Origin of the sequence: Mucilaginibacter aurantiaciroseus (genome assembly GCF_024055595.1) — a bacterium.
Classification (GTDB): Bacteria; Bacteroidota; Bacteroidia; order Sphingobacteriales; family Sphingobacteriaceae; genus Mucilaginibacter; species Mucilaginibacter aurantiaciroseus.
Genome location: NZ_JAMXOF010000002.1, coordinates 1 through 22,793, shown reverse-complemented (window position 1 = coordinate 22,793; position 22,793 = coordinate 1). Strand labels below are relative to the sequence as shown.

At 43.6% G+C, this 22,793-nt stretch carries 23 protein-coding genes; 6 read left to right on the top strand and 17 right to left on the bottom strand.

Going from position 1 to position 22,793, the window contains the following annotated elements:
• The first annotated feature begins 3 nt into the window (after positions 1–3).
• Complete coding sequence (locus NAF17_RS08145; RefSeq protein WP_252757507.1) at positions 4–498, top strand: GNAT family N-acetyltransferase; 495 nt, start codon at positions 4–6, stop codon at positions 496–498.
• A gap of 113 nt (positions 499–611) precedes the next feature.
• Here NAF17_RS08145 and gltX read toward each other — a convergent pair whose 3' ends face one another.
• The 9 genes from gltX to NAF17_RS08100 form a co-directional block, all read right to left on the bottom strand.
• Positions 612–2,129 (bottom strand): glutamate--tRNA ligase, encoded by a 1,518-nt coding sequence (gltX, locus tag NAF17_RS08140; protein WP_252757506.1) that lies wholly within the window; start codon positions 2,127–2,129, stop codon positions 612–614.
• Positions 2,130–2,551: 422 nt separating this feature from the next.
• The gene (locus NAF17_RS08135) at positions 2,552–3,400 is read right to left on the bottom strand and encodes a transglutaminase-like domain-containing protein (protein ID WP_252757505.1); all 849 of its coding nucleotides are present in this window, start codon (positions 3,398–3,400) and stop codon (positions 2,552–2,554) included.
• Complete coding sequence (locus NAF17_RS08130) at positions 3,390–4,127, bottom strand: proteasome-type protease (RefSeq protein ID WP_252757504.1); 738 nt, start codon at positions 4,125–4,127, stop codon at positions 3,390–3,392. The genes NAF17_RS08135 and NAF17_RS08130 overlap by 11 nt, the downstream gene beginning before the upstream one ends.
• Positions 4,128–4,234: 107 nt before the next feature.
• On the bottom strand, positions 4,235–5,212 hold the full coding sequence (locus NAF17_RS08125; protein WP_252757503.1) for a transglutaminase family protein: 978 nt from the start codon (positions 5,210–5,212) through the stop codon (positions 4,235–4,237).
• A gap of 97 nt (positions 5,213–5,309) precedes the next feature.
• Positions 5,310–6,245 carry an alpha-E domain-containing protein gene (locus NAF17_RS08120; RefSeq protein WP_252757502.1) on the bottom strand — a complete coding sequence of 312 codons (936 nt, stop codon included), beginning with the start codon at positions 6,243–6,245 and terminating at the stop codon, positions 5,310–5,312.
• A gap of 88 nt (positions 6,246–6,333) precedes the next feature.
• Positions 6,334–7,782 (bottom strand): circularly permuted type 2 ATP-grasp protein, encoded by a 1,449-nt coding sequence (locus tag NAF17_RS08115; RefSeq protein WP_252757501.1) that lies wholly within the window; start codon positions 7,780–7,782, stop codon positions 6,334–6,336.
• A gap of 293 nt (positions 7,783–8,075) precedes the next feature.
• A complete protein-coding gene (locus NAF17_RS08110) occupies positions 8,076–9,275 on the bottom strand; it encodes a glycosyltransferase family 87 protein (RefSeq protein ID WP_252757500.1) in 1,200 nt (399 codons plus the stop codon).
• Between the two features lie 121 nt (positions 9,276–9,396).
• Positions 9,397–10,143: a hypothetical protein gene (locus NAF17_RS08105; protein WP_252757499.1), complete on the bottom strand. Its 747-nt coding sequence runs from the start codon at positions 10,141–10,143 to the stop codon at positions 9,397–9,399.
• Positions 10,144–10,320: 177 nt separating this feature from the next.
• Positions 10,321–10,620, bottom strand: coding sequence for a hypothetical protein (locus tag NAF17_RS08100; RefSeq protein WP_252757498.1), 300 nt, complete (start codon positions 10,618–10,620; stop codon positions 10,321–10,323).
• A gap of 567 nt (positions 10,621–11,187) precedes the next feature.
• On the opposite strand from NAF17_RS08100, the gene NAF17_RS08095 reads away from it, so the two are divergent.
• The 3 genes from NAF17_RS08095 to NAF17_RS08085 all read left to right on the top strand — a co-directional run bounded on the left by NAF17_RS08095 (position 11,188) and on the right by NAF17_RS08085 (position 14,197).
• On the top strand, positions 11,188–11,922 hold the full coding sequence (locus NAF17_RS08095; RefSeq protein ID WP_252757497.1) for a GDSL-type esterase/lipase family protein: 735 nt from the start codon (positions 11,188–11,190) through the stop codon (positions 11,920–11,922).
• Positions 11,923–11,978: 56 nt separating this feature from the next.
• Positions 11,979–12,755, top strand: a complete 777-nt coding sequence (gene xth, locus NAF17_RS08090; RefSeq protein WP_252757496.1) for an exodeoxyribonuclease III — start codon at positions 11,979–11,981, stop codon at positions 12,753–12,755.
• A 95-nt stretch (positions 12,756–12,850) separates the two neighbouring features.
• Positions 12,851–14,197, top strand: a complete 1,347-nt coding sequence (locus NAF17_RS08085; protein WP_252757495.1) for a BamA/TamA family outer membrane protein — start codon at positions 12,851–12,853, stop codon at positions 14,195–14,197.
• Between the two features lie 3 nt (positions 14,198–14,200).
• Here NAF17_RS08085 and NAF17_RS08080 read toward each other — a convergent pair whose 3' ends face one another.
• Entirely contained in the window at positions 14,201–14,791 is a 591-nt protein-coding gene (locus NAF17_RS08080) for a TlpA family protein disulfide reductase (RefSeq protein ID WP_252757494.1), read from the bottom strand.
• A gap of 25 nt (positions 14,792–14,816) precedes the next feature.
• On the bottom strand, positions 14,817–15,563 hold the full coding sequence (locus NAF17_RS08075; protein ID WP_252757493.1) for an SDR family oxidoreductase: 747 nt from the start codon (positions 15,561–15,563) through the stop codon (positions 14,817–14,819).
• Between the two features lie 196 nt (positions 15,564–15,759).
• On the opposite strand from NAF17_RS08075, the gene NAF17_RS08070 reads away from it, so the two are divergent.
• Together NAF17_RS08070 and NAF17_RS08065 are read left to right on the top strand one after the other, a co-directional pair.
• On the top strand, positions 15,760–16,839 hold the full coding sequence (locus NAF17_RS08070; RefSeq protein WP_252757492.1) for an acyltransferase family protein: 1,080 nt from the start codon (positions 15,760–15,762) through the stop codon (positions 16,837–16,839).
• 59 nt (positions 16,840–16,898) lie between these two features.
• On the top strand, positions 16,899–17,240 hold the full coding sequence (locus tag NAF17_RS08065) for a hypothetical protein (protein WP_252757491.1): 342 nt from the start codon (positions 16,899–16,901) through the stop codon (positions 17,238–17,240).
• A 109-nt stretch (positions 17,241–17,349) separates the two neighbouring features.
• Here the strand turns inward: NAF17_RS08065 and NAF17_RS08060 are convergent, their stop codons facing one another.
• The 6 genes from NAF17_RS08060 to NAF17_RS08035 form a co-directional block, all read right to left on the bottom strand.
• The gene (locus tag NAF17_RS08060; protein WP_252757490.1) at positions 17,350–17,643 is read right to left on the bottom strand and encodes a putative quinol monooxygenase; all 294 of its coding nucleotides are present in this window, start codon (positions 17,641–17,643) and stop codon (positions 17,350–17,352) included.
• Between the two features lie 180 nt (positions 17,644–17,823).
• A complete protein-coding gene (locus tag NAF17_RS08055) occupies positions 17,824–18,027 on the bottom strand; it encodes a hypothetical protein (protein ID WP_502212829.1) in 204 nt (67 codons plus the stop codon).
• 427 nt (positions 18,028–18,454) lie between these two features.
• The gene (locus NAF17_RS08050; RefSeq protein WP_252757488.1) at positions 18,455–20,206 is read right to left on the bottom strand and encodes an ATP-binding protein; all 1,752 of its coding nucleotides are present in this window, start codon (positions 20,204–20,206) and stop codon (positions 18,455–18,457) included.
• On the bottom strand, positions 20,203–21,336 hold the full coding sequence (locus NAF17_RS08045) for a sensor protein KdpD (RefSeq protein WP_252757487.1): 1,134 nt from the start codon (positions 21,334–21,336) through the stop codon (positions 20,203–20,205). Before NAF17_RS08045 ends, NAF17_RS08050 begins: the two co-directional genes overlap by 4 nt.
• A gap of 53 nt (positions 21,337–21,389) precedes the next feature.
• Positions 21,390–22,445: a porin gene (locus tag NAF17_RS08040; protein WP_252757486.1), complete on the bottom strand. Its 1,056-nt coding sequence runs from the start codon at positions 22,443–22,445 to the stop codon at positions 21,390–21,392.
• Between the two features lie 212 nt (positions 22,446–22,657).
• On the bottom strand, positions 22,658–22,793 hold a 136-nt coding region (locus tag NAF17_RS08035; RefSeq protein ID WP_252758483.1), incomplete at its 5' end, for a potassium-transporting ATPase subunit C.

The window sequence follows — 22,793 nt, the reverse complement described above, 5'->3', positions numbered from 1 at the left end:
CCTATGTATTTGATACGAAAAGGAACCGTAGCCGATATAGATGCCATTTTACAGATAGCCGAACAAACCTGGTGGCCTACATACGAACCTTTGCTTGGCAAAGAGCAGGTAGCCTATATGCTTCGCGAACTATATGCGGCAGATAAAATAACCAAACAGGTGGCTGAAAAACAGCAAACGTTTTTATTGCTGATAGAGGGGGGTGAACCTGTCGCTTTTGCAGCTTATTCGCCACGCGAGGAGGATGCCGACATATACAAACTGCACAAGCTTTATTGCCTGCCTGTAACCCAGGGCAAAGGCTATGGCAAGATCCTGATAAACGCCGTTGCCAATAAAACCCTTAAAGCGGGCAAGCGTACTTTAGACCTTAACGTAAACCGTTATAACAACGCCAAAAGCTTTTACGAGAAAATGGGTTTTGAAGTGATATACGAAGAGGATATCTCTATAGGGCCTTATTGGATGAATGATTATGTGATGAGGAAGAAGTTGTAAAATAATCCACCATGTAATTGCACGTAGCGTAGCTACGTGGCAATTACAGCAAATTCGCTTGGCCTATGAGGTTGCCACGCTATCGCTCGCAATTGCATGGGTTTATTAAAAGTTTACGCTGTAAAAGCCTCTATTGCTTTCTCAATCCTAATTATCGTTTCGCTTTCGCCTAACAATTTAGCTATATCAAACACATGCGGGCCGAATTTGCCACCTACCAGCATAATACGGAATGGTAACATTACATCGCCTGCTTTTAAGCCTTTTTCTTCGGCAAGAGCTTTGAATTTGGCTTCCAATTCGTGGGCATCTACCGGCTCTGCGCTTAATATTGAGATGAACGCGGTGAAAAAATCAGTTTTGGCATCCGTCCATTTTGGTTTAACGGCATTCAGATCATACTCGGCAGGTTGCTGGAAAAAGTATGCCGATTGCTGGTAGAAATCTGGCAATACAACGCAGCGTTCTTTCACTACATCAATCACCTTTAGCAGATAAGCTTCGTCTTTTATAACAATGCCTTTCGCTTTCAATATCTCCCAAACTTTAACTTTCAAGGTTTCGGCATCGGTGCGTTTTATCCACTCGGCATTGTACCATTTGGCTTTTTCAAAATCGAATTTTGCGCCGGCTTTGCTGATGCGATCGATAGAAAATTTCTCTATCATTTCATCCAGCGTGAAAATTTCCTGGTCGGTGCCGTCATTCCAGCCAAGCATGGCCAGCAGGTTCAAAAATGCTTCGGGCAGGAAACCTAACTCGCGGAAACCCGGGGTTAGTTCGCCTGTTTTGGCATCAAACCAGTTCATGGCGTAAACCGGGAAACCAAGGCGTGCGCCATCGCGTTTGCTTAGTTTGCCGTGGCCATCTGGTTTTAGTATTAATGGCAAGTGTGCCCATTGTGGCATATCGGCTTTCCAGCCCAGGTACTCCCAAAGCAGAATATGTACCGGTGCCGATGGCAGCCACTCTTCGCCACGGAAAGCGTGGGTAATCTTCATCAGGTAATCATCAACCACCACGGCTAAGTGGTAGGTTGGCATACCGTCGGCTTTTAAAAGCACTTTATCATCAATCTGGTTAGTCTCGAAACTAACGTGGCCGCGAATCATATCGTTAAAGTTGATGGTATCGTCCTCCGGCATTTTAATGCGGATAACATGCGGTGTACCATCATGCAATAGTTTTTCGGTTTCCTGCAAAGGCAGGTTCAGTGAATTGCGCAGGCCGTTGCGGGTTGCAACACCGTATTGAAAGTTTGGCACTTCCTTACGTTTGGCATCCAGTTCTTCGGCAGAGTCAAAGGCATAGTAGGCGTGGCCTTGTGCAACCAGTTTCTCGGCGTATTCGCGGTAGATGGGTTTGCGCTCGCTTTGGCGGTAAGGGGCGTATTGGCCGCCAACAACCGGGCTTTCATCGGGCGTAATGCCGCACCATTTAAGGCAATCCAGTATGTACTGCTCGGCGCCATCTACATAGCGGGTTTGGTCGGTATCTTCTATACGGAGCACAAAATTACCTTTGTGTTTTTTAGCAAATAAGTAATTAAACAAAACGGTACGCACACCACCCAAGTGTAAACCACCTGTAGGGCTTGGCGCAAAACGGACTCTTACTTTTTTTTCTGACATCGCGCAGTAAAGATAATGCGAATAACCCGAAGCCGAAAACTTGATATAAAATGTGGCAGGAGGGATACAAAATGATTGTCATCCTGAGCTTGTCGGAGGATTAATAAGGAGGCTAATGGTTCGACAGGCTCACCATGTAACCCCGCTTTTTTTATTGAAATACCCACATAATTCCCGGGTGTCCCACTATATATTACACAAGTAATAATTATTGCTTAATATGCTAATAACTAACACCTTACAGGTTTAAATTTTATAATAAAATAGTTGAATTAAATTATAAGTAATTGATTGCTAATTATTTGCAATTGTTAAGAGGTGTCCCACTTGTTTCTAAATGGGACACCGTGGGACAGCAGATTTTTTCGCCCTTTTTTCACCTTTTTTCGCTCATCATCCGATACGGATTTATTGCTTTTAAGCTATAAATACGTCACCCCGTCAAATACGGATTTGGTGTAGTAGATAGCATCGAAAGGTTCGTTCTCCAGCATCTGGCAATCGGCTTTTACGTTGGTGCAAACCACATCGCCAAATATGCTGGCAATGGCGGCGTCGGCAGCATCGCGGCCGGTAGCTATTTTAACCAGGCCGTTTAACGGGGCAAGCTTGGTAGCGTCAAACAGGATCCATTCGCCACCTATGTAGGCTTCAAAACAGGCGTGAAAATCGGCAGGGACAAGCTTGTAGGCGTACCCTGTAAAGTACCGTGCCGGGATAGTTAAAGACCGGCAAAGGGCTATACCCAAATGCGCGAAATCGCGGCATACGCCGGCTTGCTGGGTAACGGTATCATAAGCTGATGTTTCGGAGTTACTAAAGCCACTCAGGTACTCCACATTTTTATGGATCCACTCGGTAACGGCTACTACCTGTTGGTAGGTATTGTTTATTTGCCCGAAGGTGTTGTTGGCTAAACGGTACAACTTGTCCGACTGGCAATACCTGCTTGGGTTTAAATAAGTAAGCACTGCAGGGTCAAACTGGCTTACGGGCACCTCTGTATAATTGTGGTAATCTTTTATCTCGTAATAATTGTCAACGGTGGCCTCGTATTTTATGTTGACGGTGCCCGTATCGATAATATCTAACCGCACAAAACGATTTTCCCCATTGGTGGAAGGTAACTCTTCGGCCATAATATCGGGCTCGATGCTTAGTTTTTCGTTCAGTATGGTTTGGCGTGCGGTGCGCAGCGCATGTACATTTAATATTAAAGTACTGGGTGCCTTTACATCGTATCCTAACTCTGCCGAAACTTTAAACTTCATCTTTTACCGCGGGTAATTTTGCAAACGCTTTTTCCATCCAATCTCCCGATATATGCTGCAATGCGGCTTTCAGCTCATCATCCCATTGTGCCGATATGCTGGCCATGTCTTTTTGAGTATACCGCTGCTCAACTAACGTAAAAGTATCTTTCCTGTATAGTGCAACATCTATCGGGAAATCGACATTGTTACTGCTCACCCTGGTAGAATCGAACGAGAGGAACGCAGCCTTCAATGCTAAATGCATACCAGAATCCTCGTCGATGGTACGATTTAAGATGGCCTTGCCGTGGCCCGAATTACCAATAGCTACAAATGGTGCGCCCTGCCCAAGTTCCACCCAATTCCCCTCGGGATAAAGCAGGAAAAGCTTATGCTCGCTGTCGCCTTTTAACTGGCCGCCAATAATGGTGTTCAGGTCGAATTTAAAACCTGCTTTTTCAAGCGTTGCACGGTCTTCCTCGCCAACCCGGCGTACCTGTTCGCCAAAGGCATTCACGGCCTGGTAAAGTTTATCGTAGGTTTGGGTTTCTACCAATTCGTTAAAATAAACAACGGCCTTGTCGCGTACAGAACGCAGGCCGCTGGTCATGATGAACATTGAGCCACCATCTTTTTGCACGGTGGTCAATTTCTTTTTAACGGTAGTTTCTGTACCCGATGTTATGCGGGTATCGGCAAGGGCAATTAAGCCTTCTTTAACTTTAATTCCTAAACAGTAAGTCATATATACCTTAATAAGCCCCCTCTAAATCTCCTCCGGAAGGGGATACTTTAAAAACTAATCAAATGCCCTCCCTTCCGGGGAGGGTTGGGTGGGGCTTTTATATTTACTTATTGCTGCTGTTGTTGTTGCTGCTGAATCATCTCCATGTACTTCGCATAGCTATTGCGTGATGCAGTAGTAGAAGGTTTTGGATAATCATTCGATATGGTAAATATATCTTTTTCTTCGTGAACTTGCCCGTCCTCGTACCCAACAGAAACGGATACTTCCAGCCTGTGGCCTGCAGCACCTTTGTAAACGCCCTTAACCGGCGAGCAATCACTAAAGTTACGGCCAACGGCTAAACGCACGTGGTTCTCGTTAGCCGCGCAATTGTTGGTTGGGTCGATACCCAGCCAGCCGTAACCGGGCAGGTAAGCCTCGGCCCAGGCATGGGTAGCACCTTCGCCACGCATGCCATCTTTATTGGGGCATATGTAACCGCTAACGTAACGTGCAGGGATGCCAACCAGGCGCAGCATCACCATTAACAGGTGGGCAAAATCCTGGCACACACCGGCACGGATCTCCCAGATCTCATCAAGGGTGGTTTCTACAGTAGTTACACCTTTTATATATTCGAAATTTTTGTAAACATAGCTGCAAAACTTTAGCGCGGTACGGTAGGGGGTATCTTCTACTTTACGTTCAGATTCTACCACCGGGCGCAGTTCACTCAAGCCTTCAAAATATTCCTGTTTCAGGAAATCGATGTAAGGCACAACATAGCGCAGGTTAAATAAGTCGTTCCATTGTTCGGCCGAAAAAATATTATCCAAAGGTAATGGGCGGGGATGGGTGATGATAGATAGTTGCGAATTGATCATCATTAAATTATGCGGCTCGGTGTAAGTAAAACTACCCACCTCGTTGCCATAATAATCTATATAGGTATCTACCTGCGGGTGCCCGCTGATGTTCAGATCGTGCTTTAAAACTTCCTGGTAAATATCAACAATAGGGTACAGGATAATTTTGTTGGCACTATCGCGCACAAAACCATCATAAGCGTATTTGGTGATATGTTGTATTTTAAATTCGGGCATGGTGCTATTATTTTAATTTGAAGATTTGAGAATTTGAAAATGCTTGTTCCTTATAAGTTCATTTTCAAATTTCAAATCATCTCATTTTCAAATCAGGTTAAGAATTTGCAAAGTAATATTCGTTAAGCGAGTTCCCTATGCGGTAAAGGTCCTCGCGCAGGCTGGTTAAATATTCGTGCAGGCCCATTTGGCCAATGCTTTTAACCGAACTGTATTTGATATTACTTTGCAGTTTTCCAATTTGAAAAGAGATCTCGCGATAATCGTTTACGTTGCTGTTGTTCTTCAGCCTCTCGAAATACCGTTGGATGTTATTTACCGAGTAGATAACCGAGCGCGGGAAATCATTATTCAGGATCACCTGCTCAATTACGTTATGCGCTTCCAGGCCATCGCGATAGGTTTTCTGGTAAAGCTCGTAACCGCCGATAGACAACAATAAGTGTTTCCAGTAAGTAATATCCAAAAGCAGGTCGGGGTTATTGTTTATCGGCCCAAACTTTACATCAAGGATATCTATCGACTGGATAGCCCGTTCCAGGTATTTACCAATATTCATAAAGCTGCGTGCCTGGCCGCGTTCCATCGTGATCTCGGCAGTGCCATAGTACAGCATAACCTCTTTGATCAGCACATCCAGAACGCCTATCGGGTCGTCCTTTTTTAAGCCCGAAAGAATGCGCGGTTCTTTAGCCGTATGGTAATACTCGTTTAGGCATTGCCAAAGGTCTTTGGGGATGTGTTCCTGTACACTGCGGGCGTTTTCGCGGGCAAGAGTTACCAGGTTTACTATAGAGTTCGGGTTTTCCTTATCTATCACCATAAATTTTAAAACCGCGCGGCTGTCGTTATTTAGCTTGGCTATCAGCTCTTCATCCGACCCCGAAAAAATATGGATCACCGGTTCCCAGGTAAAGCCTGCAACCGAATCCTGCGACGAAGCATAGTTGGTCTTCAGCATCCTTAAGATACCGTCGCTACGCTCAATATATCGGCTTAACCAATAAAAACTTGCTGCTACCCTACTTAACATATTTTCTTATTTAGGATTTTCAATTTCGGATTTATTCATCCGGATTGAAGCTCCTTTTGTTTCTAAATTCTTGTTTTCTTAACCCGCTCTAACTCAAAACCCACGTATCCTTACTACCGCCACCTTGCGAACTGTTCACCACCAGCGAGCCTTCTGTTAAAGCTACGCGGGTTAAACCGCCGGGCACTATCTCAATGCCATCCGGGCCGCAAAGGGCGTATGGCCTCAGGTCTATCCGCCTTGGCTGCAGTACCCCGCCTATATAACATGGCGCTGCCGATAAACTAATGGTTGGCTGCGCGATGAAATTGCGCGGGTCTTTCAATATCTCCAGTTTGTATTTTTCTATTTCTTCCTCGCTTGATGCATGGCCCATCAGCATCCCGTAGCCTCCGCTTTCGTTGGTTTTTTTAACCACCATGGTATTGATGTTTTTGAACACAAAGTCGCGCTCATCCGGGTCTGATAGTCGATGCGTTGGCACATTCTTCAATATCGGCTCCTCGTTAAGGTAATACTTGATCATATCCGGCACGTAGATATAAGTAGCCTTATCATCGGCCACGCCATTACCTATGGCATTTACAATGGCCACGTTACCTTTACGGTAGGCCCCCATAAGCCCGGCAACGCCTAAAACGCTGTTGGGGTTAAATACCAATGGGTCTAAAAAGTCGTCGTCCACCCGGCGGTAAATCACATCAACCTGTTGCAGGCCGGTGGTGGTTTTCATGTAAACCTTGTGGTTGTTCACCACCAGGTCGCGCCCCTCTACCAGTTCCACCCCCATTAAACGGGCAAGGGTAGTATGCTCAAAATAAGCGGAATTGTAAATCCCCGGACTAAGCAACACAATAGTGGGGTTGCTGATTTGCCTTGGCGATAGGGATAATAGGTTTTTATATAATATCGACGGATATTCTGTTACGCTGCGTACACCGCAATTTGGCAAAAGATCAGGGAATAAGCGTTTAGTGATCTCGCGGTTCTCCAGCATATAACTTACGCCTGATGGGGTGCGCAGGTTATCTTCCAGCACATAAAACGTACCATCATGGTCGCGGATCAGATCGATGCCGGCAATGTGTACATACACATCATAAGGAACATCCAACTGATACATTTCGCGCAGAAAATGTGGGCAGGAGTACACAATATCTATCGGCACAATACCATCTTTTACAATAAACTGGTTGTGGTAAATATCTTTCAGGAAAAGGTTAAGCGCGGTAAGCCTTTGCTTGATGCCTTTTTCTACAAAAGCCCATTCATCAGATGTAATAACCCGGGGGATAATATCAAACGGAAAGATCTTCTCGATACCCTCGCCGCTATTATAAACGGTAAAGGTGATGCCCTGCGTCATGAACAGGCGTTTAGCCAGTTCTTCTTTTTTATTAAGGTCATCCGGCGATTCTTTTGCCAGGTATTCAATTACTTTTTCATAATGACCACGAACGATGCTGTTTTCGTTGTACATTTCGTCCCATACGCCGTTTATTAAATTATATTTTTCAAAATGCTGTGCTTTGTACATAAAAACCTCCTTTTAATGAGCTAAAAAACAAACGGTTTTCAAAAAGTATTGATTTGCGATTGATTTAACAATCAGAATTAATGATTTTTGGTAATTTATGAAAAAAATCATACAATTAATGCAAGATTTATATTAAAATATAATTAAAATCCTAAATTTTTAAATAATACCAAGCAAAATCGTGTTTGCTGGTTGTCTTTCGGCAGGTTTATTGGCGATGCATAATTACAGAAACAAGCAACCCTACCCTGCGTTTGTAACTAACAGAAGTATTTATGTGAAGAAATTGAGCGTTAAGCTGAAGCCGTTTCGCCTTGTTTTAACGGCTGTTTATCGTTAATGAAGTCGTTAAAAAGCAACTCCCACGATATCTTAAACCAAATGATGATGGGGGCATACGCTTTAATAGCATAAAGCTGCATCCAATGCCGGGCGGGTTTCGGGAACGCGTCTGATGGGCCAAGGCCGGTTACCACCAATAGCAAAACCAGCATAACAATGTTAAAAGCAGTAAAAGGTTTCTCCTGCATCATCATGTAAATTACCGCGCCCGCGGTGGCAATAATAAAGGTGGGATGCTCGGAAGCGGTACTAAAGATCACTACCATCAACAACAACGAACACATAATTTGTAGCTGAAACTTTAATGAAGCATACTGTTTAAACCTTAGTAAAGCCGCGCCAAATACCGCCGCGCCACCTAATAAAAACGGCCAGTTAGGTAGAGTGCTATCCTGAAACAAGCGCCTTACCGCACCCATCAGGCACCAGTCGAAACCCGTGGTCAAATCCTGGTTGGTCAAATTTTTGGATGTTAACGCCGCGAACCAGTCTTTATAGGTCTGCACTAAAAAACCGGGCCCGGAAATGATTGCCGGCAGGCAAAGGAAAACCACCAGCCATACAAACGACCAGATGATATATTTCACCTTGTTTTTTGAGAATACGAAAAACGCTAAACCAACTATCGGATAAATCTTCATTAATGTACCAAACACCGTAAATAGCGTGGCGTATTGCTCTTTTTGCCTTTTCACAAAAGTAAAACTCAGTATAATCATAGCAGCAATTGTTGGATTAAATTGCATGTAGTGACTGGAGTTTGCAAACTCGATGGCACACAGTAAAAGGATAGCTGTTTTGGTTCGGTTGGTAAATGGCAAGGTGTTAACGGCCCACAAAAATATGGCGGCATTACCCACCTCCCAAAAGAAGAAACCCCAGCTTTCGGGCATCAGCGACATGGGGGCTATGAGCAGCGTAAACGCCGGGCCATAAATGTACACGTCGTAATACTCTTTTGGGTAATGCAGATAAAGGTTTATATGATCCCTAAAGTGAAAATAAGAGGTTCGGAAAATGAGGTAATTATTATCGATATGCCTGAAATACTTTAGCTGCCAGCAAAAAACAGCCACGGCTATGTACAGGATACACGCCCACTGGTAGCCGGTTAGTTTAAGGAATTTTTTGGCTGATAATGTCTCGCTCATTTATATTTATAAAATAAAGCAAAATATATTTATCTGCTCAGGGTAAATGCAACAAAAAAGGCCGCTTAATAAAAGCGGCCCTGAAAAACTGATCTGCACAAAACTGAAGATCTAAATTCTCTTATTTTTTATGATGTTCGAAACCACGGGCTTCAAACGCTAAAAGCACATTGGCAATAACTCTATTATAAATAATTGTGTTGCTGGTGCTGCTGATGATGATAGCGCCGTTGGTACGTGTAGCCTCATTTATCTGGCTTGACGGGATAGCAGTAAGCAATTTATTTAAGTGGAAACTTAGCTTAGCGGTAACATTGGTAGTTGCATCAACGGTAACGTTTTCAACTTCAGCTTTCAGGATAGCGTTATCGTTGTAATCAAATTCGATAGGTACAGCGGCGCCACCTAAAGTAGTAAATGTACCTTTAACGGTAAGCGGAATATCTGCGCCTGCTGATTTTACCAAAATTATTTTTATCTCGATCTCTTTGTATTTACCGGTATCAATTTTAGCGCTAACAGTTGCCGGGTCTATAGCCAGCAGATCGAGGTTAATGATGTTTTTTGTGGTGATCTCAATTTCTGTATTGTCTTTTTTGGCTTCCAATTTAAAGCGGCTGATGTTGGCAATAGCCGACGTCCATTTGATAGAAGCATTTGCAGCGACAAATGCATCGTTTTGCAGTCCATTGGTTTGCAAGCCGCTTGTGGATGTTGTAGCTAAAGTTGAAGCAGCATTATCCGCCGTAAGCGCAAAGGCTACGTCAGCACTTGATGCCGTACTTGTCGATTTATCTTTTGTACAAGATACCAGGGCAACGCTTGCCATCATGGCAACCGCGCTAAATTTCAAGAATGAGTATTTCATATGTTTTTTTTCAAGGTTATATTAGCTTAATACGTTGGGCCGTTGCGTTCGGTTGCCCTGCAAGGGTGAAAATACATAAAAAGATGTTACATTGGATTAGAATGCTGTTAGAATCAAAAAGCCCCCAAACTTTCGAGAAGTTTTTTTTGGACATGTATGATAGGGTTTGGGCAGGGTTTAAAAAACGTAATTAACGGAGAAATTAACAGCGTTAATAAAAGATACGTTGAAGCCGTTGGTAGTGCCCCGTTGGTATCCGTCCATTTTTTGGTGCGAATAACTGATGTCGCCTAACCTGGCCATAAGCCCAAGCTTTTTAACTGGGAAGTAAACAAAATCGAGCCCCACGCCTCCCGAATAGCTTTTGGTATCGCCGTTATAATAAGAGGGGGTGCCATTGTCGGTAGCAGAATGATGGGTACTGTTATAAGCAACAAACGGGCCGGTACGGATACCTATCTTGTTTTCGTAAAGCACATACTTGCGTAAATATAAAGCACCATCAAACCCATGCGATTTTTGTAAAGCGGGATAGGTTACATCCTGTTCATTGTCCTGTTTGGACCCACCATAAGCCGCGCTAATGCCAAGGTCCAGATTGTCTGCAATAAAATAGCTGTAATTGGCCCCAATACTGTAAGTGGTGTATTTGCTGTGTTGGCTTGGCCCTAAAATACTGGTACTGTAACCAATAGCCTGGTAGTTCGAACTTGAGCTTGAGAAGCCGAAACTGGCACCGAGTATCTGGCTGCCCTTTTCTGTTTATGCTTTTGCGGTTTGAATTGCGATTGCCGATAAAAATACCAGCAGGAGTTTTTTGTACATAAAATTGTTTTAAGGTTTGTTGTATGATTAAAAATCGGCTGTATGACGGCGTTAACGAGCAGTGGTATATGCGCTTGCAGCAGAAATATTTAAAATTTACTTGATAGGTTTATAATGTGCTGTTTAATTTTTAAGTAGTAATTTCTTTACTTTACAAACCTTATATCTGTTGATTATTAGAATGTAAATTTGACGTTCATTGCCTTACAAATAAAAAACATGAAATTAATATACCTGTTACCGCTACTGTTATTAACCACCCCCGCATTTTCCCAGGAAAAGGCCGACTCCGCGAAAGAACCCACCGTTATAAAAGGCGATTACCGCGACGACTGGGCCGACCTGCGCCATTACGAACCCGAGAATAAGACCCTGCCACCCGCAACGGCCAATGATAAACGCGTGGTGTTTTTGGGTAGTTCGATATTTGAGAAATGGAAAGAGCTTGTGCCCGAATATTTTAGTGGTAATAAAAACTATCTCGATCGCGGCATAAGCGGGCAGATCTCACCGCAATTGCTGCTACGTTTTAGGCAGGATGTGATCAACCGGAAGGCTAAGGCAGTTATTATACTGGCGGGTAGTAATGATATTGCCGGTACTACCGGGCATGTAACTAACGAGCGCATTATGGATAACATCCGCTCGATGACGGAACTGGCGAAGGCAAACAACATCAAGGTAATACTTTGCGCTTACCTGCCCGTGTTTGATTACCCCTGGCGCAAGGGCTTAGAGCCCGCCAATAAAATTATTGCATTAAACAAGCTAATAACCGCATACGCCACGGCAAATAAACTCACCCTGCTGGATTATTTTACACCATTGGTTGATAACCGTAACAACGGGCAACGGCCCGAATTAACACTTGATGGTGTGCACCCAAACGTTGCCGGATATAAAATTATGGCGCAGGTAACTGATGAAGCTATTGCAAAAGCTTTTCATAAGTAAAAACTACCGATTATTTATATCTCATCATCAAAAACTATAGTATTTAAATTACCAATATGAAAATAGCCACCTATAACGTTAACGGCGTAAATGGCCGCTTACCGGTTTTATTACGCTGGCTGGACGAAACCAAACCCGATGTTGCCTGCCTGCAGGAACTGAAAGCACCGGATGAGAAATTCCCGATGGATGCTATAAAAGAGCTGGGCTACAACGCCATCTGGCACGGGCAAAAAAGCTGGAATGGTGTGGCTATATTAGCCCGCGGTGTTGAAATACAGGAAACACAACGCGGCTTGCCCGGCTACCAGGATGATACTCATAGCCGTTATATAGAAGCCGTTGTAAATGGCATCACCATTGGCTGCCTTTACCTACCAAACGGCAACCCCGCGCCCGGCCCCAAATATGATTATAAACTGCACTGGTTCGAGCGTTTTACGGAACATGCCGCAGGTTTATTAGCATCGGGCAAACCGGTTGTTTTAACGGGCGACTATAACGCTATCCCAACCGAACTTGATGCTTACAAAGCCGAGCGCTGGGTGGAAGATGCGCTCTTTCGCCCGGAAACCCGTTTGGCTTACAAAAACCTGATTGACCAAGGCTGGACGGATGCCTTGCGCAAGCTTAACCCGGACAAGGTAATTTATACTTTTTGGGATTATTTCCGTAACGCTTACGGGCGTGATGCCGGGTTGCGGATTGATCACTTTTTGCTTAGTCCGGATGTAGATAAGCGCCTGTTAGCCGCAGGTGTTGACAGGCAAGTGCGCGGTTGGGAAAAGACGAGCGACCATGGCCCGGTTTGGGTTGAACTGGCAGACGCTTAATTATATTACGGCAATAACTGTTGCAATTGTGAAACACTTATATACTTTTACACTTATTTTAGTTAATTTTTCACTCAATATATAGCAGCTACAAATTGAATAAAGCACATACACCTAAAACCAGCAGGAATTTACGTTTAATAGCAGGCTTTTTACTCGCCGGTTTTTTGGGTGTGGCTAATACAGCATACAGCCAGGTAAAGGTGGCAATAGATTCTACTAAGGCCACGGTTGCGGCGCCGGATACTTCTCGCGCGCGCAAGCAGGCGGTAGCTCTGTCTAAACAATATGATATAGATAACCTGTTCAGCGATATTTTTCACCCAAAAAAGAAACCCGATTCGGTTATTAAAAAACCATCGGGTATTACAATTATCCCAAGCATCGCATCAAACCCGAGCATCGGGTCGCAGATAGGTATCAAGGCGGTTGCTGGCAGGGTGCTGGGTAACGAGCCGGGTACATTTATGTCGGTGGCGGCTACCTCGGCATCTATTACCACAAAAAACATTATCTATTTTTACATTAACCACAATATATTTACTCCCGGTAACCGCTGGAATTTCCAGGGTAACCTGATAGCTGCTAAAACCGTTACGCCCGATTTTGGACTCGGTATTGGCAACGGTGCTACTGGCAGTGTAAATGATAAGATCCTTACCAACCCTGACCGCAAAGGTTACGCCATCCACTCGCAACTTTACAGCTTCCGCGAAAAAGCGTATAAAAATATTGAGAAAAACCTGTTTGTAGGTGCCGGTCTGTCGTTTGACCTGAGAAGAAAAATCACTGACGTAAGCACACCTGAGGTGCCAACACCATATTCGATCTATAACGAGCGTTACGGCTTTAATAACGACCATTACACATCGAGCGGGTTGCTTTTTAACGTGCAGTACACCACCCGCGATAACCAGAACCGAGCATACAGCGGTATCTATGTTGATGCCGGTTTTAGGGTTAATCAATCGTGGATGGGGAGCTCTAAGAACGCGGTACAGTTCACTGCCGACTTTAGGAAGTACTTCAGTTTGTCTGAAAGTCATCCCGAGCATGTTATCGCCTTCTGGAATTGGGGCTCGTACCTCATAAGCGGCGCATTGCCATATCTTGACCTACCGGGAACGGCTAAAGATGGTGCTTTCCGTAGCGGCCGTGGTTATACCACAGGTTACTTTAAAGGCACACAATACGATTACTCGGAAATGGAATATCGTTTCCCGATAACCGCAAACAAATTTTTAAGTGGTGTAGCATTTGTAAATGTGCAAACCGCAAATGATGAGTTAGGCACTAAGCTGTTCGAAAAATGGCAGCCCGGCGGTGGCGGTGGTTTACGTGTATTGTTTAATAAGGCTACACGTACCAACCTTTGTTTAGATTATGCCTGGGGTAAGTATGGGTCGCGTGGTTTCTTTTTGGGGTTAAACGAGGCATTCTAATTACTACTTAGCAAGCTGCTGCAAATAATCAGAAACTTTACTGCCGCCATAATCGGCGCTGCCCTCGTGGCGGAAAACCATTTTACCGTTTTTATCAAAGATGACGGTGGTTGGAAGTGTACCCTTAAATAGGCTTTCGGGGAAATTCCCAACAACCCTGTATAATGGCATACCGTAGTCGCGCTTGCGCATAAACAGCCCCGACTTGTCAAAATTCCCATCGGCATCAATCATAATAAATACTATGTTTTTATTGCCTTTAAGTTTGCCATAAAGCTCATTAATGGAAGGCATTTCGGCAATGCAGGGAGGGCACCAGGTAGCCCAAAAGTTGATTAATATCACCTTGCCTTTTTGCTCCTGAAGGTTTAAGAATTTACCATCGGCGCCTTCAAAAGTAACCGGCGGTAAGGTAACCGGCAATGTCGACTTAAGGGTTTCGGTAATATCCGGCTGAAAAAAGCCCACCTTCATTAATCCACGAATAAATAACCCTTTAACCGACGGTACAAAAATTATAAGCAACAAAAAAACTATCAGCAAACCATTAAACAAATTGGACCGGGTTAGTATTTTTGTTGCCTGTAAATTCATGCCTGTAAAATTAGGCATTTTTGTGTTACCCGGGGAAATTACCGTTTATAACCTCAAATAACTCTTCACGTTTTATGCGCATGCCAGCCGCCATGCCAATGCCGGCTTCTAAAGTGCCGGCTTTTAATGCGGCCATTGCGCCTTCAATAAATTCTGCAACAGGGATGCCACCGTGCGATTGGTCTTTGTCCTCGCGCCTGTCGTGCCCAAGTTCGGTATCAACAGCGGGCGGGGCAATTTCAAAAACCTTTATGCCGGTATCTTTCAATTGGTAGCGTAAAGATAAAGTTGCCGAATGCATGGCCGCTTTGGTAGCGCAATAAACGGCCATCATGGCTATGGGCACAAACGCAAGGCCCGATGTAATATTTACAATAGCCGCATTTTCTTTACCCTTTAAACCGGCTATAAATAACGATGCAAGGTGGATGGGGGCTATCAGGTTGGTAACCACCTCTGTTTGTAGTTTATCAAGGTCGATGCCATTTTTAAAATCAGTGATGAATTGTACACCTGCGTTGTTGATTAGTATATTGGTATCCGGGTAATTTTCGGCTATCCAATCCACCAGTTCAATGCGTTGCGCCGCCTCCTCTAAGTCGGATACTTTGGTAATGATGCCGGGCAGGCGGTCTTTAATGGCTTGCAGCCTGCCCTCGCGGCGGCCGGTGATGATCACCTTGTTGCCTTCCTTTAAAAATTCTTCGGCAAAGGCAAGGCCTATGCCCGATGTACCACCGGTGATGAGTATGGTATTCCCTGTTATGTTCATGGTTATTTAGTTTGGTACAAATATGCTTTTAATAGCAGTTAAACGGTTGCAAACATCAATCCAATGTTTATCAAATTCAAACAATAGCAAAGATGTTGCATTGGCTATTATGTGTTTACAAATGCCCAAATTAATAAGGTAATTGTAAGAGAATAGGGGGTATAAATTATATTTTTGAGCGAACAGGCCCAATCTTATGAGAAAACCCACAGCCGAAATATTTAAAGCCAAACAACATTTTGACATGCTGGACGGCTTGCGTGGTGTTGCCGCGCTATCTGTGGTGTGTTTCCATTTTATGGAGATGGTTTATGCGCCGGAGAGAAACTTTATCGCCCATGGTTTCCTGGCGGTCGATTTCTTTTTCTGTCTCTCAGGTTTTGTGATCGGGTATGCTTATGACGACAGGATAGGCAAGATGGGAGTTATTGAGTTCTTTAAATCGCGCATCATCCGCCTGCACCCGCTGGTTATTTTAGGTTCGATATTAGGGCTGCTTGCCATTTTGTTTGATCCGTTTGCTGTACTGCCTAACGGCTACAGCGCGGGCAAAATTGCGTTAGTATTTTTAAGTTCGGTATTGCTTATACCATATCCAGTAATGCAGGAGCGGGCGTTTAACCTGTTCAGCTTTAATGCCCCGGCCTGGTCGCTGTTTTGGGAATATGTGGCTAATATTTTTTACGCGTTCATCCTTTTTAAGGTAGGGCGCAAATTGTTGCTGATATTAACCGTATTTGCGGCTTTAAGTATTTGCTATGTGGCTTACAGAACAGGCAATATTATAGGCGGATGGAGTGGCGGCACCTTTTGGGATGGCAGCGCGCGCATTAGCTATTCTTTTTTAGCAGGGCTACTAATTTATCGTAGCAGGTGGATCATTAAAAACAAACTGAGCTTTTTTGGTTTAGGTGCTTTATTAATACTTGCATTTGTGATGCCTTTTAACAAATGGGTTTGGCTTACCGAGCCATTGGTAGTACTATTCTATTTCCCGCTATTGGTTTCCCTTGGCGCAGGCGCGGCATTAACACCGGGGCTTAAAAAGCTTTGCCAGTTCTCGGGAAATATGTCTTATCCGTTGTATATGACCCACTATGCCGCTATATGGGCTTTCGGCAATTACTACAACGCCAATAAACCGGCAACAGGCCAACTGGCGCTAATTATTATTGTGGGGATGATACTGTTGGTGGCGACCGGTTACCTGGTGATGGTGTTTTACGACATCCCGGTACGGAAATATCTGACAACTAAACGCAAACAAAATCTGTAGAAATAACAATGCCCTAAATTTTGTAAAATACCGTTTAGTAATTTCTTACCTTGCAATTAATGACGGAATACATTACTGCAATAAAAGACTGGATTGTTGAACTTGGCGACAAGCACGACGTTGACCCTTTATTTTTGGGCTGCCTTTACCTCGTAAGTAAAGTAATGCTTTTTACCACGCTTGGTTTTTTAGTGAGAAACATCCGCAAAAAAAAGCCTGTTACTTTATTAATACTATTGGCCGGCATCTTTTTTTGTATCCCATATACTTACATCATCATAGCCGGTCGCAACCTCCCTGTTTGGGTATATGTGCTTATTGCCTGCATAATTATGTACGGCGGTTACACCATCTGGAAAAAGGTGACCGAAAAGCCAAAAGCGCTGGATGGTGTTGAATAATCTGTTACCATTAACCATATTCTGGCGTAACGAATGGTGACGATTTAAGTTTTTTAAACTAAAAGACCTCCCCCGTTATCGGAGAGGTCTTGATGCTATTTAACGATCATTATTTTATGGCTAACAAGTCTACCTTTTCAATAATGGGGTCTTTAGCTAAAAGTTCTGCAGCGTTTGCCATAAGGGCTTCCGCTATTTTGCCATTAAGGTGTGCCTGGCGGCCTTCTTCTGTTTCAAAGGTGTCAAATATCCCAAAGGTTGACGGGCCCAATTGCAGAGCATACCACCTTACAGTATCCGGCTCTGTTTCGGCCAAAGGCAAAGCGCTTTTTAAAAATGCCAGTACATCGGCTTCCTTACCCGGCTTTGCTTCCACGCGGGCCAATAATGCAAATTTTTCCATGATTGATGTGTTGATGGGTGTTTATATTTCTATAAACGAAAAATCAATCTGGTCCGATGTTTTAATTTTAATTATTTATTAAGGTTGCCCGTGCTCTTCAACGCCCAATAAACCAAAACCGGCTGAACAACCGCATAAAGCGTTTTGCACCGGTATCTAATCCAAACGCACAGCGGTGATTTATATACTGCGATATGTTGCCATAAAAAATATGGCGGCAACTTTACCTAGGGTTTGCTTATGTTTTTCAGGAGTAAAGACAAGGGCAGTACCCAATGTGATCTCGGCACCGCCGGAAAGCAGAACGGTATCTTCCGTTTTTAGCGGCACCCAATCAGGCACGTGCGCCCTAAAGGGTTTAAGTGCAAATGCTAAATGGCTTATACCTGCAAATATCAGGTTAGCACCTAATAGTATCCTTGCTGCTTTTTAATGGTTTCGTCTTTCACAATAGTATGTTTTATCGGGAAAGGTGCATATACTGTTCCAGTAAGGTTTATAGTGGGAATAGTGTTCCTTTAATCACCTCGTGGTCTATCCTCTAAAGTCGTCATTAAGGGAATGCCACCTCGCTCCCAGTTTGGCCAGTAAATATAGGCCGGTTGCATATACAAGTATGCTGATAGGCGCGGTGATCCGGAATAATTTTCTGCCCCGTCATCATCCGCGATTTTACACCATAGTAACATTCCCTATAATTTCTCATTCTGTAACCGTAAATAGCCAATAAGCTGTTTGGAAGAAATAAAGTTGAATTCCAACTCCAACTTCGGAGTAATGACCTTCTGCTTTCTCACCTCCTTAAAATATATTATGCTTTGGTCACCGGCAGGTTGAAATAAAAACGACTGCCTTCACCAACTTCACTTTCAAGGCCAATGGAACCACCCTGGGCTTCAATAAAATCTTTGGATATCGCCAGGCCAAGCCCCGAACCCGACTTATTTTGACCGTCTGTAGGCACCTGGAAGTAACGATCGAACAGTCGTTTTTGGTAAACTGGATCTACACCTTTTCCAAAATCACGTACTGAAAATTCTATATGTTGCCCTTTTAGGGAGAGGTTGAGTTCTATTTTTGATTTTGCAGGACTATAGCGCAATGCATTAGACAAAAAATTGATCAGCACCCAGGCCGTCTTTTCTACATCTGCATTTACCTCGGGCAAATTTTCTGGTACACTATGTTCTATTGTAACCCCTTTTTGCTCTGCTTCAAAACGTACGGCTTTAATCGCGTAGTCTACGATCTTATCAGGATTTGATGCGACAAAATTAAGTTGAATATTCCCGGTCTCGACCTGTGAAATGTCTAAAAGTTCTGAATTGATTTTAAGCAGCCGCTCAGAATCCTCCTCAATATGTTTTGCCAATTGTTGCTGCTCCTTATTTAATGCACCAACACGTGGGTCGACCAGTAACTTAAGGCTCATTTTTATAGCCGAGATGGGCGTTTTCAATTCATGCGATATGGTAGCAATAAAATTTGTTTTGGCCTCGTCCCGCTCTTTAAATTCTGTAATGTTTTTTAAAATATAAACTTTACCTGCAGACTTATTGGCAATTCTTACCGGGCCTGTATCCGGGCCGATATTTGGAACATTAATCTCACGCGTTTCCAGTTGGAAATGTGAATTCTGGCCTTCTACTACGATCTTGAAGGGCTTACCCGTTTGCTGTCCATCCACAATAGATTTAAATAGCTCGTTGCTTTTTATAATATTTGCTACAGAACGATCTTCCATTTTAGGTTCACTGATATTTAGGATTTTTTTAGCGGCGGTATTAATAAACAGGATTTCTTGTTTTTCATCAATTCCAAAAATGGCATCCTGCATCTGTTCGATGATAGTTTCAATCCGGAGTTTATCGGACATTACCGTAGATAAATTACTATTTTGCCATTCGTTTAAACGGGTAGCCATATCGTTAAATGCCTCAGCTACTTCTGCGAACTCATCATTTTGGGTAAAATGTATGCGCTTATTGTAATTCTGCTGACTGATTTCCCTGATACCCACCAGCAATGCATTTAACGGCCCTGAAATTATTCCAGGAAAGTTCACACTAAAGCTAAATAATACGAGAAAGGTGAAGGTGCCTACGAGCGCCAGAACAAGTGTTGCTTCGTCAACTGATGAATTTGCCTTCGCATTTTTGTTCGTGATAGCTCTCATATTCACAATCTCAACTTGTCTTAGACTTCGCCTCGCTTCCAGTTCTGCCTGTTGCAGGTCTTTGAGATCGGTTTTTTGCCGGAGATTTACGAAAGCATTTCTCAAAGCTGTTGCAGCCTGCCTTTCACCTGGTTCGGTAATGTTATGTTCTTCGGCTATGAGTTGCTTTTCAAAAGATCTTAAAGCGGCGGCATTGAGCGGCAATTTATTCTCATCCAATACAGAGCGCATTTCGCGGGTAAAACTTAACGAATTATAGTTATCCTGTAAAATGACTTTGGCACCCGTAGAGAGGCGGTTAATAAAGATTAGCGACAGTATGCCGAAGGCCAGCACTACCAGGAATAAAAAACCGAATCCCAGGCGAAGTTTATTTTTTACTTTCATGATAATATTACTAAATCAGTTTCTGTTTCTGCGATTTTGTTAAGTAATTCATTAAATACAGTAGTGCGTAGGATAACCTGCCAAATGTTTAAATGGGGTTTGCCGATACAGATCGTGGTGATCTCTTTTTCCTCAGCGACCTGCATAATGGTTTTGGTGATTTGGTCACTTTTAACTTTTACAACCTCTGCGCCGAGTTCGGTTGCCAACTTAAAATTATTGATCAGGTGCCTTTGTTTATCCAGTTTAATACGCTCCAAACTTTCGCTACTGCTTTGTACGTAAAGCACAATCCACGGCGACCGGTAGTAGGAAGCCAACCGGGCGGTTTTGCGGATAACGATCTTAGAGGTCTCGGCATTGGAGGAGATACATGCCAGGAATTTTTCCGGCCGCAGTTTGATCTGCTTAGGCACTTCTATATTTATCTTACGCTCTAAATGATGCGCAACTTCCTTCAATGCTATTTCACGCAGCTGTAGGATCTTTTCGTTCCGGAAGAAGTTTTGAAGGGCGGTTTCTACTTTGGCCTTGTCATAAATCTTACCGTCTTTAAGACGGTCTATCAGCTCATCAGCGGTGAGGTCAATATTGACTATCTCATCAGCGATCTCTAAAATTTTATCGGGGACGCGTTCGGTAATTGGTATCCCGGTAATGTCTTCTATTTCTTCGTTCAGGCTTTCGAGGTGCTGGATATTTACAGCGGTTATGACGCTGATGCCCGCCTCCAGGATATCCCTTACATCCTGCCAGCGTTTGCTGTTTTTGCTACCCTCAATATTGCTATGGGCCAGTTCATCCACAATAACAACCTCGGGGTGGCGATTAATAATGGCCTGCAAATCCATTTCCTCAAGTTCTTTCCCCTTGTAAAAGGTCTTCCGTCGGTTTATCACGGGCAGGCCGGCCAACAAAGCATGAGTCTCTACGCGGTTATGCGTTTCTATATAACCGATCTGAATATCTATATTGTTTTTAAGCAGCGCATGGGCTTCCTGCAGCATGCGATAGGTCTTACCTACGCCGGCACTCATGCCGATATAGATTTTTAATTTCCCCCTCCTGGATTTTTTGACCAGTTCGATGAAATCTTTCACGGAATTGTCCTTATGCGCTTCTTCTTCCATAATGAAAATGGCCGGCTACCGGAGTAGCCAGCCTTTTAATGTTGTCTTTTTATTTAAAATGCGTAAACCGCAGCTACCAAAAATTGCGAAGCCTGTTTTGTTGGCCCTGCATTTTTGTTGATGAACTGCGCTGTTGAGCCATTATCTAACCTAATCTCGGGTATCAAATTTAACGGGCCTGCTTTAATATTTGCTGTTAAAGTAAACGCGGTGATAGATTCGCCTGCCGGTGGGCCTGTGGTTACAAAGCCACCGTTTTTAGTTTTAAAGTATTCGCCCCTTAAGCCTAAAGTTACATCTTTTGACACTGCTAATTGCGGGTATAATGCTACACCTTCAAAACCACCTTTTACAGCAGCGGGTGCCGAGAAGCTTGCGCCATTCAGCCCTAATTTAAAGGCATCCGTAATTTGGTATGCGGTGGTCAGGTCGACGATGGTACCTGATGTTTTACCGCTTAACAGGTTGACGTAAGCCGTCCATCCCTTAACCGGGCTAACAAACAATTGCGCGCCGAAGGTTGATACATCTTTTGTAGACTGGTAGTTATTCCAGGTATCATTAAAAATACCTGCCATTAAGCTAACCTTGCTATTGAAGCCATAGGTAGCCTTGAAGCCCGCATTTTGGAACGGGCCGTTGGTAAACAGGTACGATGTAGAATAATTGAAATTCCCTACCGGGGATATTACCTCGTAACCTAAAAAGGTGGACATATAACCCGCCGTAAGGTTCAATTTATCGGTAACATCATAGCCCATATACAAATTCTGGATATGGAACGATTGCCCGTTAGTGCCGCTATTGGGGATCGATTGTACTTCGCCACGCGGGCCGAATGATAGCTCGCCCACAAATGATGCTTTGTTTACTTTCTTTTTCACAGCCAGGTCAACCATCCCAATCGAGATAGAGTTTTGGTCGGTTGCAAAGCTGGTGGGGATGTTTGAAACACCTGCCGCGTTGCGGAATTTAGAAAAATCGTATTTGTAATAAGCATCTATTGACCCTGAAATGGTTAACGGGTTCTCTACGGTTTTGGTAGTATCCTGTGCTTTAGCCGTTATGGCCGCTAAAAATATTGATGATGATAATAGAAGTGTTTTCATGTTATGTTAAAATCATATAGGTGACGTCATCCCGAATTTATTTCGGGATCCCATTTGCAAGGTTGCCGACTTTGCTTGTGAAATACTGAAACAAGTTCAGCATGACTATTCGTTGGTTAACCACAGAGTGCACGAACGCTTGTAAGTTTTAGCTCACGGTTTAATCTTTGTGTACTCTGTGGTTTTCTCTTGGTGTCCTTTGTGGTTAAATCTTATTTGTTTTTTTTTAACTCATCAAGTGCTACATTCAATTTTAAAACGTTCACTTTTGCGGGTCCAAACAGGCCCAATAGCGGGTTTTCGGTATGCTGGTTTACCAATGCGTTCACTGCTTCCACATCAAGGCCG